13 protein-coding genes are annotated in these 15,087 nt (G+C 67.4%); 8 read left to right on the top strand and 5 right to left on the bottom strand.

What is annotated here, in order from left to right:
* Window positions 1-85: 85 nt before the first annotated feature.
* From secD to EPN51_RS16190, 5 genes are read left to right on the top strand one after another with little or no spacing between them, the layout of a single operon-like run.
* Window positions 86-1,906 carry a protein translocase subunit SecD gene (secD, locus tag EPN51_RS16210; RefSeq protein ID WP_293044379.1) on the top strand — a complete coding sequence of 607 codons (1,821 nt, stop codon included), beginning with the start codon at window positions 86-88 and terminating at the stop codon, window positions 1,904-1,906.
* A 4-nt stretch (window positions 1,907-1,910) separates the two neighbouring features.
* On the top strand, window positions 1,911-3,218 hold the full coding sequence (gene secF / locus EPN51_RS16205; RefSeq protein WP_293044377.1) for a protein translocase subunit SecF: 1,308 nt from the start codon (window positions 1,911-1,913) through the stop codon (window positions 3,216-3,218).
* Between the two features lie 5 nt (window positions 3,219-3,223).
* Window positions 3,224-4,930, top strand: a complete 1,707-nt coding sequence (locus EPN51_RS16200; protein ID WP_293044375.1) for an ABC transporter substrate-binding protein — start codon at window positions 3,224-3,226, stop codon at window positions 4,928-4,930.
* Between the two features lie 7 nt (window positions 4,931-4,937).
* Entirely contained in the window at window positions 4,938-5,480 is a 543-nt protein-coding gene (locus tag EPN51_RS16195) for an adenine phosphoribosyltransferase (protein ID WP_293044373.1), read from the top strand.
* 56 nt (window positions 5,481-5,536) lie between these two features.
* Entirely contained in the window at window positions 5,537-7,915 is a 2,379-nt protein-coding gene (locus EPN51_RS16190) for a bifunctional (p)ppGpp synthetase/guanosine-3',5'-bis(diphosphate) 3'-pyrophosphohydrolase (RefSeq protein WP_293044371.1), read from the top strand.
* Window positions 7,916-7,927: 12 nt separating this feature from the next.
* On the opposite strand, the gene EPN51_RS16185 is transcribed toward EPN51_RS16190, so the two are convergent.
* Both EPN51_RS16185 and EPN51_RS16180 read right to left on the bottom strand, forming a co-directional pair.
* The gene (locus tag EPN51_RS16185; RefSeq protein WP_293044369.1) at window positions 7,928-9,655 is read right to left on the bottom strand and encodes a protein kinase; all 1,728 of its coding nucleotides are present in this window, start codon (window positions 9,653-9,655) and stop codon (window positions 7,928-7,930) included.
* Window positions 9,656-9,731: 76 nt separating this feature from the next.
* Entirely contained in the window at window positions 9,732-10,625 is an 894-nt protein-coding gene (locus tag EPN51_RS16180; RefSeq protein ID WP_293044367.1) for a peptidylprolyl isomerase, read from the bottom strand.
* A gap of 118 nt (window positions 10,626-10,743) precedes the next feature.
* Here EPN51_RS16180 and EPN51_RS16175 point away from each other — a divergent pair, with 118 nt between their 5' ends.
* The 3 genes from EPN51_RS16175 to EPN51_RS16165 all read left to right on the top strand — a co-directional run bounded on the left by EPN51_RS16175 (window position 10,744) and on the right by EPN51_RS16165 (window position 13,420).
* Complete coding sequence (locus tag EPN51_RS16175) at window positions 10,744-11,400, top strand: MBL fold metallo-hydrolase (RefSeq protein WP_293044365.1); 657 nt, start codon at window positions 10,744-10,746, stop codon at window positions 11,398-11,400.
* A gap of 3 nt (window positions 11,401-11,403) precedes the next feature.
* Window positions 11,404-12,684 carry a histidine--tRNA ligase gene (hisS, locus tag EPN51_RS16170; RefSeq protein WP_293044363.1) on the top strand — a complete coding sequence of 427 codons (1,281 nt, stop codon included), beginning with the start codon at window positions 11,404-11,406 and terminating at the stop codon, window positions 12,682-12,684.
* A 268-nt stretch (window positions 12,685-12,952) separates the two neighbouring features.
* Window positions 12,953-13,420 carry a limonene-1,2-epoxide hydrolase family protein gene (locus EPN51_RS16165; protein ID WP_293044361.1) on the top strand — a complete coding sequence of 156 codons (468 nt, stop codon included), beginning with the start codon at window positions 12,953-12,955 and terminating at the stop codon, window positions 13,418-13,420.
* A 149-nt stretch (window positions 13,421-13,569) separates the two neighbouring features.
* Here EPN51_RS16165 and EPN51_RS16160 read toward each other — a convergent pair whose 3' ends face one another.
* The 3 genes from EPN51_RS16160 to EPN51_RS16150 form a co-directional block, all read right to left on the bottom strand.
* Window positions 13,570-13,794, bottom strand: coding sequence for a deoxyribodipyrimidine photolyase (locus EPN51_RS16160; RefSeq protein WP_293044359.1), 225 nt, complete (start codon window positions 13,792-13,794; stop codon window positions 13,570-13,572).
* Between the two features lie 24 nt (window positions 13,795-13,818).
* The gene (locus EPN51_RS16155; RefSeq protein ID WP_293044357.1) at window positions 13,819-14,313 is read right to left on the bottom strand and encodes an SRPBCC family protein; all 495 of its coding nucleotides are present in this window, start codon (window positions 14,311-14,313) and stop codon (window positions 13,819-13,821) included.
* A gap of 159 nt (window positions 14,314-14,472) precedes the next feature.
* Complete coding sequence (locus EPN51_RS16150; protein WP_366509452.1) at window positions 14,473-14,772, bottom strand: hypothetical protein; 300 nt, start codon at window positions 14,770-14,772, stop codon at window positions 14,473-14,475.
* Window positions 14,773-15,087: the final 315 nt, after the last annotated feature.

The following is a 15,087-nucleotide window of genomic DNA, read 5'->3' as shown; positions in this document are numbered from 1 at the left end:
TGCGTGATGGGCTCCTCAGGGCCACGTAGGCTTTTCTAGGCTCTGTCCGGGGTAAGTAACCGATTCTCGAGGAGATAGAAGGAACGTGGCATCGTCTTCGGCGCCGGTGCACCCTGCCCGCTACCTGTCGGTCTTCTTGTTATTGCTCGTCGGCGTCTACCTGCTGGTGTTTCTCACCGGGGACAAGAAGGCCGAACCCAAGCTGGGGATCGATCTTCAGGGCGGCACCCGCGTCACGTTGACCGCGCGCACCCCGGACGGTTCGCGTCCCAGTCGTGAGGCGTTGGCGCAGGCGCAGCAGATCATCGGCGCCCGGGTCAACGGACTTGGCGTCTCCGGGTCGGAGGTCGTGGTCGACGGCGACAACCTGATCATCACCGTCCCGGGAACCGACGGTAACGAGGCCCGCAACCTGGGCCAGACCGCCCGGCTCTACATCCGTCCGGTGCTCAACTCGATGCCGGCGCAAAGCGCCGAGCCCAAGGCCGCGCCGCGCCAGCCCGCCCCCGGCCAACCGGCACCCGCGCCCGGCCAACCGGCACCCGCGCAACCCGCGCCGGGTCAACCGGCACCCGCGCAACCCGCGCCGGGTCAACCGGCACCGCCACCGGCCGGCCAGCCCGCGCCGGGCGCCAAGCCCGGCGCCCAGCCGCGGCCCTACCCGCAGGACCCGCCACCGGCGCCCAGTCCCGCGCCGCCCGCCCCCGCGCCGGCCCCCGCGCCCGGCGCTCCGGCCGGGGAGGCGCCGCCCGCCGAGCAGCCCGCCTCGCCGGACCCGCGCAAGGACCTCGCCGAGCGCATCGCCGATGAGAAGAAGTGGCGGCAAAGCGCCCGGCAGGGCATTCAATTCCTCGCGTTGCAGTTCCAGGCGACGCGCTGCGACAAAGAAGACATCCTGGCCGGCAACGACGACCCCACCCAGCCGTTGATCACCTGCTCGACCGACCACAAGGTGGCCTATCTGCTGGGGCCGTCGATCATCAGCGGTGACCAGATCGAGAACGCCACCTCGAGCATGAACCAGCGTGGCATCGGCTACGTCGTCGACCTTCAGTTCAAGCAGGCGGCGGCGAACACGTGGGCGGATTTCACGGCCGCCCACATCGGCACCCAGACCGCCTTCGCGCTGGACTCGCAGGTCGTCAGCGCCCCGATGATCCAAGAAGCCATCCCCGGCGGCCGCACCCAGATCAGCGGCGGCGACCCGCCGTTCACCGCTTCCAGCGCGCGTCAACTGGCCAACGTCCTCAAATACGGGTCGTTGCCGCTGTCCTTCCAATCGTCGGAAGCCCAAACCGTCTCGGCCACACTGGGATTGACCTCGTTGCGCGCCGGGCTGATCGCCGGTGCGATCGGCCTGATCCTGGTGCTGGTGTATTCCTTGCTGTACTACCGCGTGCTGGGGTTGCTCACCGCACTGTCGTTAGCGGCTTCCGGCGTGGTGGTTTTCGCGCTCCTGGTGCTTCTGGGCAGGTATATCAACTACACCCTCGACCTGGCCGGCATCGCGGGTCTGATCATCGGTATCGGCACCACCGCCGACTCGTTCGTGGTCTTCTTCGAGCGCATTAAAGACGAGATCCGGGAAGGGCGTTCGTTCCGGTCGGCGGTGCCGCGAGGCTGGGTGCGGGCGCGTAAGACGATCGTCTCGGGTAACGCGGTCACCTTCCTGGCCGCCGCGGTGCTGTACTTCCTGGCCATCGGCCAGGTGAAGGGCTTCGCATTCACGTTGGGCCTCACCACGATCCTTGACCTGGTGGTGGTGTTCCTGGTGACGTGGCCGCTGGTCTATCTGGCCTCCAAGTCACTGACGCTGGCGAAACCCGCGTACAACGGCCTGGGCGCGATACAGCAGGTCGCCCGCGAACGCCGGGCTTCGTCGCAGGTTAGAACGGGACGGGGATAGCGTGATGGCCTCCAAAGACGCGACCGAAATCACCGAAACATCCAAGGGCACAACAGAATTAACTGACGGCGCCGGTGCAACCGGGGCGCCGCACCATAGCTTCCTGTCGCGCCTCTACACCGGCACCGGCGCGTTCGAGGTGGTCGGACGGCGCCGATTGTGGTTCGGCATCAGCGGCGCGATCGTCGCGGTCGTGATGCTGTCCATCGTGCTGCGCGGCTTCAGCTTCGGCATCGACTTCAACGGGGGCACCACGCTGTCGATGCCTGCCACCGGGGCGAACGGCACGGTGCACACCTCCGAAGTCCAAGACGTGTTCCGCAAGACCATCGGCAACGATCCGGAATCGGTGGTCGTCGTCGGCAGTGGCGCCGCGGCGACCGTGCAGATTCGCTCCGAGACGCTGTCCAACGACCAGACGGACAAGCTGCGCAACGCGTTGTTCGACGCGTTCGGACCCCAAGGCCCCGACGGCAAACCCAACAAGCAGGCCATCAGCGATTCGGCGGTCTCCGAGACGTGGGGTGACCAGATCACCACGAAGGCGCTGATCGCCCTGGTGGTGTTCCTGGTGCTGGTCGGCGTGTACATCACGGTCCGCTACGAGCGGTACATGACGCTGGCCGCGATCGCGGCGATGTTCTTCGACCTGGCGGTCACGGCCGGCGTGTATTCGCTGGTGGGTTTCGAGGTCACCCCGGCCACCGTCATCGGCTTGCTGACGATCCTCGGCTTCTCCCTCTACGACACCGTCATCGTGTTCGACAAGGTCGAGGAGAACACCCACGGCTTCCAGCACACCACCCGGCGCACCTTCGCCGAACAGGCCAATCTGGCGGTCAACCAGACGTTCATGCGGTCCATCAACACCAGCCTGATCGGTGTGCTGCCGGTGCTGGCCCTGATGGTGGTGGCGGTGTGGCTGCTGGGTGTCGGCACCCTGAAGGACCTTGCGTTGGTGCAGCTGATCGGCATCATCGTCGGCACCTACTCCTCGATCTTCTTCGCCACGCCGCTGCTGGTCAGCATGCGGGAACGCACCGAGTTGGTGCGCACCCACACCCGCCGCGTCATGAGGCGGCGCGCCGGCGGTTCGCGCGCGGGCACCGAGAACGCCTCGGACGTGAACGACGAGGACGACGCCGCTGAGGAAGCCGCCTCGCCCGCCGGCGGATTGGCGGCCGAGCGCGCGACGTCGAGGCCGTCGGAGTCGTCCAAGCCCGTGCCGAGCAAGCCGGCGCCGGGAGCCCGTCCCGTGCGGCCGACGGGGACCCGGCGTCCCACCGGCAAGCGGAACGTCGGCCGGGGGTAGACAGGATGGCCACCAGGTACCGGGGAACTGGCACCGATCGTGGCGTGCTAACCAACCGGTGGGGCGTAACGCTGTGGATCGGCGCCGGGCTGGCGGTGGTGCTGGTGGCGGGCCTCACCCTGACCGCGTGCGCCGGTAGCGCCGCCTCCGAGATCGACTACGTGGTCGACGGGCCGCTGACCACCTACAACACCAACACCGTCGTCGGCGCCGCCTCGGCCGGAGCGCAGGCCTTCGCCCGCGCACTCACCGGTTTCAGCTATCACGGCCCGGGCGGGCAAATGGTCACCGACCGCGACTTCGGCACCGTTTCGGTGGTCGGCGGCACGCCGCTGGTGCTGGACTACCAGATCGCCGACAACGCCGTCTACTCCGACGGCAAGCCGTTGACCTGTGACGACATCGTGCTCGCCTGGGCGGCCCAGTCCGGCCGCTTCCCCGAATTCAACGCGGCCACCCAGGGCGGCTATATCGACATCGCCAATGTCGAGTGCATGCCCGGGCAAAAGAAGGCCCGGGTGTCGTTCGTCCCGGACCGCGGCGTCGTCGACTACAACCAGCTGTTCACCGCGACCTCGCTGATGCCGTCGCACGTCATCGCCGACCAACTCAACGTCGACGTGACCGCGGCGCTGCTCAGCCACAACGCACCGCTGGTGCGACAGATCGCGAAGCTGTGGAACACGATGTGGGACCTCAAACCCGGGCTGCAAAAAGACGTGCTCGAAAAGCGCTTCCCGTCGTCGGGGCCCTACAAAATCGGATCCGTCCTGGAGGGCGGGGCGGTGGTGCTCGTCGCCAATGACCGGTGGTGGGGGCCCAAGGCCATCACCAAGCGGATCACGGTGTGGCCGCAGGGACCCGACATCCAGGACCGCGTCAACAACCGCACGGTCGAAGTGGTCGACGTCGCCGCGGGGTCGTCGGGAACGCTGGCCACACCAGACAACTACGAGCGCACCGATGCGCCGTCGGACGGCATCGAGCAGCTGATCTTCGCCCCGCAGGGCCCGCTTTCGGCGCCCAAGGCCCGCCGTGCCGTCGCGCTGTGCACGCCGCGCGACGCACTGGCCCACGACGCGGGGACGCCGATCGCCAATTCACGCCTGAACCCGGCCGGCGATGATGCCGTTACCGCGGCGGACGGGGCCGCCGAGGCCGGCCCGTTCAGCAAGGCGGATCCGGTCGCCGCGCGCAACGCGCTGGGCGGTGCGCCGCTGACGGTGCGGATCGGCTACCAGGGGCCCAACGCGCGGCTCGCGGTCAACGTCGGGGTCATCACCAAATCGTGCGCCGCGGCCGGGATCACCGTCTCCGGCGTCATCCTGAACACTTCGGGCCCGCAGGCGCTCAGGGACGGAAAGATCGACGCGTTGCTGGCCAGCACCGGCGGCGCCACCGGCAGCGGCTCGACGGGCTCCTCGGCGCTGGATGCCTATGCCCTGCACACCGGCAACGGAAACAACCTGTCCGGGTACACGAATCCCCAGGTCGACGGCGCGATCGGGGCGCTGGCGGTATCGGCCGATGCCGCCGAGCGAGTCAGGCTGCTGGCCGAAACCGCCCCGATACTGTGGGACGATATGCCCACCCTGCCCCTGTACCGGCAGCAGCGCACGTTGCTGATGTCCAAGAAGATGTACGCGGTGAGCACGAACCCGACGCGTTGGGGCGTGGGCTGGAACATGGACCGTTGGGCCCTGGTGCAATGAGGTTTCGGTGACGAATGTCGGCGGACGGACGCCGGTGGCGGAGCTCATCGCGTCGCTGACGCGCAAGGTGGCCGACTTCCCCAAGCCGGGGATCCAGTTCAAGGACCTCACCCCGTTGTTCGCCGACGCAACGGCGATGACGGCGGTCACCGGCGCGGTGGCCGAGATCGCGTCCGGCGCCGATCTGGTGGCCGGCATCGAGTCCCGGGGGTTCCTGGTGGCCGCGGCGGTCGCCGGCCGGCTGCGGACCGGCGTGCTGGCCATCCGCAAGGCCGGGAAATTGCCGCCGCCGGTGCGCGCCGAGCGGTACGACCTGGAATACGGCACTGCCACCCTGGAGATCCCTGCCGAGGGTATCGAGTTGCGCGGCCGCAACGTCGTGATCATCGACGACGTGCTGGCCACCGGCGGCACCCTGGCCGCGGCGGCCCGGCTGCTCGAGCGCGCGGGGGCCAACGTGATGGCGGCGGCGGTGGTGTTCGAACTCGGCGGGCTGGGCGGCCGGGAAACGGTCGCGCCGTTGCCGGTACACAGCCTGACGTGCGAGTAGCGCTTTCGGGCAGTTGGTTCGAGAAGACGTATCCTCGAATTCGGAGGTGACCGAACGTGGCGGATGACAACAGCGCGGCGCAAGCGCTCGACGCGCCCACTAAGGTCACAGAGTCGCCGGCCATCACGCAGCCGATGGAGGCTCCGGGGCCGCCGACCGAATCCCTGAAGACGTCCAGCAGCGCGTCGCGGCGGGTCCGGGCCAGGCTGGCCCGACGGATGACCGCTCAGCGCAGCACGCTCAACCCGGTGCTCGAACCGCTGGTGGCGGTGCACCGGGAGATCTACCCGAAGGCGAACGTGTCGCTGCTGCAGCGCGCCTTCGAGGTCGCCGACCAGCGGCACGCCACCCAGCTGCGCCACTCCGGCGACCCCTACATCACCCACCCGCTGGCCGTCGCCACCATTCTGGCCGAATTGGGCATGGACACCACCACTTTGGTGGCCGCGCTGCTGCACGACACCGTCGAGGACACCGGGTACACCCTGGACGCGTTGAGCGAGGAATTCGGGGAGGAGGTGGGCCATCTCGTCGACGGCGTGACGAAGCTGGACCGGGTGGTGCTGGGCAGCGCCGCCGAGGGCGAGACCATCCGCAAGATGATCACCGCGATGGCGCGCGATCCCCGCGTGCTGGTGATCAAGGTCGCCGACCGGCTGCACAACATGCGCACCATGCGGTTCCTGCCGCCGGAGAAGCAGGCCCGCAAGGCCCGCGAGACGCTGGAAGTCATTGCGCCCCTTGCGCATCGGCTGGGTATGGCAAGCGTCAAGTGGGAACTGGAAGACCTCTCGTTCGCGATCTTGCATCCCAAGAAGTACGAGGAGATCGTTCGGCTGGTCGCCGGGCGCGCACCGTCGCGGGATACCTACCTGGCCAAGGTCCGCGCCGAGATCGTCAGCACGCTGGGCGCGTCGAAGATCAAGGCGACGGTGGAGGGCCGGCCCAAGCATTACTGGTCGATCTACCAGAAGATGATCGTCAAGGGGCGAGACTTCGACGACATCCACGACCTGGTCGGTATTCGCATCCTGTGTGACGAGATCCGGGACTGCTATGCCGCTGTGGGCGTGGTGCATTCGCTGTGGCAGCCGATGGCCGGCCGGTTCAAGGACTACATCGCCCAGCCCAGATACGGGGTCTACCAGTCGTTGCACACCACCGTCGTCGGGCCCGAGGGCAAGCCGCTGGAGGTGCAGATCCGCACCCGGGACATGCACCGCACCGCCGAATACGGCATCGCCGCGCACTGGCGCTATAAGGAGGCCAAGGGGCGCAACGGCCTTCCGCATCCGCACGCCGCCGCCGAGATCGACGACATGGCCTGGATGCGTCAGCTGCTCGACTGGCAACGGGAGGCCGCCGACCCGGGTGAATTCCTCGAGTCGCTGCGTTATGACCTTGCGGTCCAAGAGATCTTCGTGTTCACCCCCAAGGGTGACGTCATCACCCTGCCGACCGGGTCCACACCGATCGACTTCGCCTACGCGGTGCACACCGAGGTCGGGCACCGCTGCATCGGCGCGCGGGTCAACGGGCGTCTGGTGGCGCTGGAACGCAAGCTGGAAAACGGGGAAGTCGTCGAGGTTTTCACGTCCAAGGCCGCCAACGCAGGGCCGTCGCGGGACTGGCAGCAGTTCGTGGTGTCACCGCGCGCCAAGGCCAAGATCCGGCAGTGGTTCGCCAAGGAGCGCCGTGAGGAGGCGCTGGAGGCCGGCAAGGACGCTATGGCGCGCGAGGTGCGTCGCGGCGGACTTCCGTTGCAGCGCTTGGTCAATGGTGAAACCCTGGCGGCGGTGGCCCGCGAGCTGCACTACATCGACGTCTCCGCCCTCTACACCGCGATCGGTGAGGGGCACGTGTCGGCCCGGCACGTCGTGCAGCGGCTGTTGGCCGAGCTCGGCGGCATCGACCAGGCCGAGGAAGACCTGGCCGAACGGTCCACCCCGACGACCATGCTGCGGCGACCCCGCAGCAGCGACGACGTCGGGGTCTCGGTCCCCGGCGCGCCGGGCGTGCTGACCAAGCTGGCGAAATGCTGCACGCCGGTGCCCGGCGACCAGATCATGGGGTTCGTCACCCGCGGCGGCGGGGTCAGCGTGCACCGTACCGACTGCACCAACGCCGCGTCACTGCAGCAGCAGGCCGAGCGGATCATCGAGGTGCATTGGGCGCCGTCGCCGTCATCGGTGTTCCTGGTGGCCATCCAGGTCGAGGCGCTCGACCGGCACCGGCTGCTCTCGGATGTCACGCGCGTGCTGGCCGACGAGAAGGTCAACATCTTGTCCGCGTCCGTCACGACGTCCGGTGACCGGGTTGCCATCAGCCGGTTCACCTTTGAGATGGGCGATCCCAAGCATCTCGGCCATCTCCTCAACGTGGTGCGCAACGTCGAAGGCGTTTATGACGTCTATCGCGTGACCTCCGCGGCGTGAACCGCGGCGGCCCTAGCTCAGCCGCACCGAGCTGATCGTCACCGGATTGGTGGGAGCGCCGCTCTGACGGTTGCCGGCGATACCGGCCCGGGCGATCTTGTCGAGCGTCTCCAGACCCGCCTGGTCGATCGTGCCCAACACCGTGCTCTGCGGGTCCATCTCGGAGTCCTTGAAGATCAACGCGAACTGGCTGCCGCTGGTGTTGGGGCCCTCGGTGGCCATGATGACGGTGCCGCGCGGATACACCACCGTCGCCCGTAACACGGGGTCGTCGGGCTGGTATTGGTTCGCCGGATACTCGTCGGCGAATTCGTAACCGGGGCCGCCGGATCCGTCCACGTCGGGGCCGCCACACAAGAGCGACCCGCCGTCCGCGGAGCTGATCAGCCGGGTGCACGCGGTGTTGTCGAAGAACTGCTGCTTGGTCAGGCTGACGAAACTGTTCACCGTGCACGGGGACTCGGAATTGGCGAGCTGCAGGGCGATATCACCGAAGTTGGTGGAGATGACCGCGCCGATCTGCGCGGGGGTGGTGGACACCCGCCCCGACGGCGGGGCGCTGACGGGACGGGAGACCGGATCCGGCACCGGGCGGTACTGGCAGTCGGCGCCCAGGTCGGCCGGCGGCGCGAACGCCGGCAGCGGTGGCACGGTCGCCGAGGCCGGGCCGCTCGCACCGGGGTTCGATCCGGCCCTGCCGGGCACCCGGGCCCGGGTGGCGCTCGACGCCTGGCTGTCACTCGAGCCGTGACTCTGGGCCACCAACGCGATGACCAACGCCACTACCGCGGCCAGGGCCAGGGCCGACGCGCCGACGATGCCCACCAGCAACCGCCGCGAATGCGTGGGCCGGTGATACGGCGGCCGCGGGTCGGGTCGGGGGGTCGGCGGCACAGCACCGGGCGGTGGCGGCGCGCTCGCGGGACCGGTCAGTGCGGCCCGGGCGGCCTCGGCGAGCTCGGCCACCGACTGGAAGCGGCGCTCGACGTCCTTCGCCATCCCGCGCGCGACCACCGCGTCCAGTGCCGGGGGCACGCCGGGCACGGTGGTCGACGGCTGCGGTGGCGGAATGCTCAGATGCGCGTTGAGCTGCTCTTCGAGGCTTTCGCCCGCGAACGGGCGCTTCCCGGTCAGGCACTCCTGCAGAACGCAGGCCAGCGAATAGACGTCGGCACGGTGATCCGTTGTGCCCCTGAACCGTTCGGGCGCCATATACGCCGCGGTGCCCATCGTGTGCCCGGTTTGCGTCAGCGAGGTGTCGGCCATGCCGCGGGCGATGCCAAAGTCGATCAGGTAGACGAAGTCCCGTGCCGTGGTGACCAAAATGTTCTTCGGCTTGATGTCGCGATGGACCAAACCCGCTTCATGCGCGCTATCCAGCGCCGCGGCAACCTGTTCGACGACCGCGACCGCACGCTCGGGGCTCAGCCGTCCACCGTTTTCGGTGATGTAGTCGACCAGATCGCGGCCCTCGATCAACCGCATGTCGACATATAGCTGGCCATCGATTTCGCCGTAACTATGGATCGGCACCACGTGTGGGTCGTTGAGGCTTGCGGCAATGCGCGCCTCGCGCCGGAACCGCTGCTGAAACTCGAGATCCTCGGCGAGGTTCGACGCCAACACCTTCAGCGCGACCACCCGGTCGGTGGTGGCGTCGTAGGCGCGGTAGACCTGTCCCATGCCCCCGCGTCCCAAGACTTCCAGCAATTGGTATTGCCCGAATGACTTCGCCGCCACGCGACGACAATAAGCCGTCGGTCCCGGCGGCCGCGTGATTCTCGCCAATCGGCGCCTGCGTTGCGCCGCTACGGATTCAGTCGAGCAGCACCGAGGTGATGGTGACCTCGGCGGCGGGCGCCCCGTCCTCACCGCCACCGGCGACACCGGCCTTGGCGATCTTGTCCAGGGTGGCCAGCCCGTCGGGCTGAATGGTGCCGAACACGGTGTATTGCGGCGGCAACTGGGAGTCCTTGTAGACCATGAAGAACTGGCTGCCGTTGGTGCCGGGTCCGGCGTTGGCCATGGCCAGGGTGCCGCGCGGGTAGAGGACGGGCTCCTGCGCCTTGGGGTCATTCGGCGGGTACTGGTCGGTCGGATATTCGTTGGCGAATTGATAGCCCGGCCCGCCCGTGCCCTCGCCCTTGGGGTCGCCGCACTGCAACACGCCCAACCCCGGCGACGTGGTCAGCCGGTGACATTTGGTGTTGTCGAAGTATTTCTGGCCGATCAGGCTCGCGAAACTGTTGACGGTGCAAGGGGATTCGTTGTTGGTCAGCATCAGACCGACGTGGCCCTGGTTGGTCACCATGCTGGCGCTGATCTGAGCCGGATCGGTCGGCACTTTGCCGGTCCGTGGCGGCTTGACCTGCTTGGCCGCCGGCTCGGGCGTTGCCGGGTACTGGCAGTTGGCGCCCACCTCGGCCGACGGCTTGAACGCGGGCAACGGCGGGGCGGACGGCGCCGGCCCGGCGGGCGTCGTGGACTCCGGGGACCCGCTGGCGGCGGTCGTCGTCGCCGCGGTGTTGCTCTTGTGTTCGTTCTTGGTGTTGATGATCGTGATGACCACCGCCGCGATCACGGCCACGGCCACGATCGAGCCGGCCGCGATCAGCACGATCCGGCGTGTCTTGGCTTGCTGCGCGCGCCGCTCCAGCTGCCGTTCGAGCTTGCGTTTGGCGTTGGCACGTCGTTGTTCGTTGGTCGGCACGGCCGCTATGCCTCCATGGTTGGTGAAGTCGGAGCCCCTAAACCCGTGAGGTGGCCAGCTCAGGCTAATGTGGGCGCCGCGACTCGTGTCAAGTGGGCCCCGTGGGAAACTGGGAATCGTGTTGATCACCGGATTTCCCGCCGGCATGTTGCAGTGCAACTGCTACGTGCTGGCTGAGCGGCCGGGATCGGACGCCGTCATCGTGGATCCGGGACAGCGGGTGATGGGCCCGCTGCAGCGCATCCTGGACAAGAACCGGCTGACGCCGGCCGCGGTGCTGCTGACCCACGGGCACATCGACCACATGTGGTCGGCGCAGAAGGTCTCCGACACCTACGGTTGCCCGACCTACATCCATCCCGAGGACAGGTTCATGCTGAAAGACCCGATCTACGGCCTGGGCCCGCGCCTGGCGCAGATGGTGGCGGGCGCTTTCTTCCGGGAGCCCAAGCAGGTCGTCGAGCTGGACCGCGACGGCGACAAGTTCGACCTGGGCAGCGTGACGGTCAACGTCGATCACACCCCCGGGCACACCCGCGGCTCGGTGGTGTTCCGCGTTACCGGGGATAAGGACGTCGTGTTCACCGGTGACACCCTGTTCGAGCGCTCGGTGGGCCGCACCGACCTGTTCGGCGGCAGCGGCCGCGACTTGCTGACCTCGATCGTCGACAAACTCCTGGTGCTCGACGACGACACCGTGGTGTTGCCGGGGCACGGCAACTCCACCACCATCGGCGCCGAGCGGCGCCTCAACCCGTTCCTCGAAGGCCTCTAGCCCGTGCCTGAGCCTTCAGCATTCTCGGCCTTCTCGGCGCCGAAAGGGGTGCCGGACTACGTCCCGCCCGACTCTGCGCAGTTCGTCGCGGTGCGCGACGGCCTGCTCGGCGCCGCCCGCCGCGCCGGCTACAGCGATATCGAGCTGCCGATCTTCGAAGACACCGCCCTGTTCGCCCGCGGCGTCGGCGAATCCACCGACGTGGTGTCCAAGGAGATGTACACGTTCGCCGACCGTGGCGAGCGTTCGGTAACGCTGCGGCCCGAGGGAACCGCGGGTGTGGTGCGTGCCGTGATCGAACACGGCCTGGACCGTGGCGCGTTGCCGGTAAAACTCTGTTATGCGGGACCGTTCTTCCGCTACGAACGTCCGCAGGCCGGCCGGTACCGCCAGCTGCAGCAGGTCGGCGTGGAGGCGATCGGCGTCGACGACCCGGCCCTTGATGCCGAGGTCATCGCCGTCGCCGACGCCGGATTCCGGTCCCTCGGGCTCGACGGATTCCGCCTCGAGATCACCTCGCTGGGAGACGACAGCTGCCGATCGCAATACCGGGAACTGTTGCAGGACTTCCTGTTTGGCCTGGATCTCGATGAGGAGACGCGACGGCGCGCGCAGCTGAATCCGTTGCGCGTGCTCGACGACAAGCGGCCACAGGTGAAAGCGATGACGGCCGACGCGCCGGTGCTGCTCGATCACCTGTCCGATGCGGCCAAACAGCACTTCGACACCGTGCTGGCGCATTTGGACGCGCTCGGGGTCCCGTACGTCATCAACCCGCGCATGGTGCGCGGGCTGGACTACTACACCAAGACCACCTTCGAGTTCGTGCACGACGGCCTGGGCGCGCAATCCGGCATCGGCGGCGGTGGCCGCTACGACGGCCTGATGCGCCAGCTCGGCGGACAAGACCTGTCCGGCATCGGATTTGGGCTCGGCGTGGACCGCACCCTGCTGGCGCTGCGCGCGGAGGGCAAGACCGTGGGGGAGACCACCCGCTGCGACGTCTTCGGCGTGCCGCTGAGCGAGCAGGCCAAGCTGCGGCTGGCGGTGCTGGCCGGCCGGCTGCGGGCCGCCGGTGTGCGCGCCGACCTGGCCTACGGTGACCGCGGCCTCAAGGGCGCGATGCGCGCGGCCGACCGGTCCGGCGCCCGGATCGCCCTGGTCCTCGGCGACCGCGATATCGAGGCCGGCACCGTCGGGGTGAAGGACCTCGGGACCGGTGACCAGGTTTCCGTCGCGGCGGATGCCGTTGTCGCCGAGGTGCTTTCACAACTCGGTCGGTAGCGACTTTCGGGGCACGACGGTTGCCCCCGCTCCGTGTCGGTACGTGTTGCCTCACGTAAACGTGCGCGCTTAGGGGGATTCGTTGCCACTCGGGCGACCGTCATTATGGCCCGCATCGGTACACTGCTGAGCGAGGCGGGGCTCCTTGCACCGGACGCCGACATGCCCACGAACAACCCGAGAGCCACCTCCTCGCGAACGTGCTCGGCCGCGACAGCGATCTTTCGACAGCGACCTGGATCACCGGAAACCGATAGGAGATGGCCACGTGCCCGCCAAGACCACGCTCGACACGCCACCTGATCAGCATGAGCTGCAGGCACTCGGGTTCTTCGCTGCCTGGGGCGAGTCGTTCGACGCGATGTGCGCGTCATTCGATTTGCTAGCACCAGAAGGCGTCTGGGATCAACGCCCCATCCCCAAGCTCACCGGCCCGCATCAGGCGGTGCGCTTTCTCCGCATCGCACACCGGGTCATGGGGCTTGCCACGATCGACGTCGAAATCCTCAACATCGCCAGCAAGAACGGCGTCGTGCACACCGCGCGCATCGACCGCCTCCGGCGAACCGACGGATCGGTCATCGTCGCAGCCCCGGTGGCCGGGGTGTTGACCTTCAGCGACGGCAAGATCACGTATTGGCGCGAATATTTCGATGCCACCGGATTCCTCGTGCAGGCCCTCGCCACGACCGTGATCCACCCCATGCGCCGGCTCGGCAGCTCACGACGCGCCTGACCGAGTGATTTGCGGGTGCCTTCGCGCCGGCGATGCGAACCGCTCTAGAAGCCCACTGGCCGTCGCCAGGAGGAGAGCAGCCACAATTTCGGCCCTCGACGCGCTCCGCAGTCACCGCTGCTATTGCTGGTCGCGTCTGCGCAGCGCTGTCATTTTTTACTGGGAATGACGATAACCACGATCAACGTGAGGATGGAGAAGAACAGCCCAAGGATTCCCCATCCCAGTGGATTGCGGCCCTTCATCATGGCGATGACTGCGCAGACTATCGCGGCGATGATGCTGCCGATCGCGACGAAAATCCCTTTGATGCCACGCAGAATGAGGCCGGCCGCAACGGGGTCCGAACTCGCCAGAATCACCGAATGCAACATGTCGGATCCTTTCTGCCGTCGGGCTTACAGCACTATTCCGCGTGGATAACCGCGGCGGACGGTGCGATCGAGAATTCCCAGGGTCGCCCGCAGCGCCCCCTCGGACAGGATCGGGAAGATTCCGGCGTCCCGCCACTTGGGGTCGATGTTGGACCAGTCGTAGAACGAGGTGACCACCGTGGCCGCGCCGTCTTCGGTGGGTGCGAGCGCGTAGCCGTACACGTGACCGATCGGCGGCTGGATCTGGCCGAGAACCGTCCACGCGATCAGGCGATCCTGTTCGAACTCCGTGATATCGACGGTGACGTCGTATTTGCCCAATTGCGGGAAGTCGTTCAAGGACTCGCGGTCCATGTGCACGACGAAGTGGTCGCCGACGCCGCGCACTGGGTCGCCCTCGGCGTCTTGGAGCATCCCGGACGAGTCGATCGCCACGTGGCCCTGCGGGTCGCACAACACGGCGAAGATGGCCGGTGCGGGCGCGGCGATGGTGCGGGAGGTCTCGATGCGATCGGTCATATGTCCTCGCGGCCGGCATAGGGGCGATACGACCCGAAGCTTAGCCCCGGTGGCGATCTTCGTTCCTACCCCTAGACAGTGAAGTGCCCCAGGTTTTGTTCCTAGTGTCGGTTGCGAGGGCTGGGGTCGGCTGACTCGCTTTAGCTGGCAGGGTTTGGGCTAGTGCGGTGCGTTGGCCAGAAAACACTGCACCCGGCGAACGGCGTCGTCTGGTTTGACCCCCATGTTCACCAATCTCTGAGCGACTTCGGTAGGGGACACACCCGAACTGATGTCCGTGTCGATCACATGGACGCTGGGAAACCAGTTTTCTGCACTGACCCCGGGCGGTGGGGGCTTCGCATCGCCTCCGATGCATTGCGCGTAACCATCGACGCCGGTGTCCGCGCGAGCCGGCGACGCTCCCATCAGCACGACGACGGGGATGCCTACCGCCGCAGCGACATGGATCAAACGCATGCGTGCCATACCCCACCTTCGCGTTGGTTAACCGAAAATAGACCCGGTTTGCGACCGCGCACAACCCCGACTTGCGCAGGTGCACAAGGGGCGCGGATGAGGCTGTCGGGAGGGCGGGCCATTTCCCTGCTCGCGCCGCTTGACTCCATCTCGAACGAATGTTCGAATAATGGGGTGCGGTGGGCGAACCAGGCCGTGTGATGTCTCAGGACATGGGTGACAGTTCTGTATCAGGACATCGGTGACGGTTTGTGTGTCAGGACTTCGGTGACGGTTTCCCGGGGTTGGGGCGTTGGCCGCGGGGTCTTCCGTTGC

The organism is Mycobacterium sp., from assembly GCF_004298145.1.
Taxonomy (GTDB): Bacteria; Actinomycetota; Actinomycetes; order Mycobacteriales; family Mycobacteriaceae; genus Mycobacterium.
Note: the sequence above shows the minus strand (reverse complement) of the source record. Positions and strands in the feature narration are given on the sequence as shown.

Bases quoted from the DNA above. Each gene is read 5' to 3' on its own strand.
- EPN51_RS16160 (WP_293044359.1), bottom strand. From the start codon at position 13,794: ATGTTGCATTCGGTGATTCTGGCGAGTTCGGACCCCGTTGCGGCCGGC.
- EPN51_RS16155 (WP_293044357.1), bottom strand. From the start codon at position 14,313: ATGACCGATCGCATCGAGACCTCCCGCACCATCGCCGCGCCCGCACCG.
- EPN51_RS16150 (WP_366509452.1), bottom strand. From the start codon at position 14,772: ATGCGTTTGATCCATGTCGCTGCGGCGGTAGGCATCCCCGTCGTCGTG.
- secF (WP_293044377.1), top strand. From the start codon at position 1,911: ATGGCCTCCAAAGACGCGACCGAAATCACCGAAACATCCAAGGGCACA.
- EPN51_RS16200 (WP_293044375.1), top strand. From the start codon at position 3,224: ATGGCCACCAGGTACCGGGGAACTGGCACCGATCGTGGCGTGCTAACC.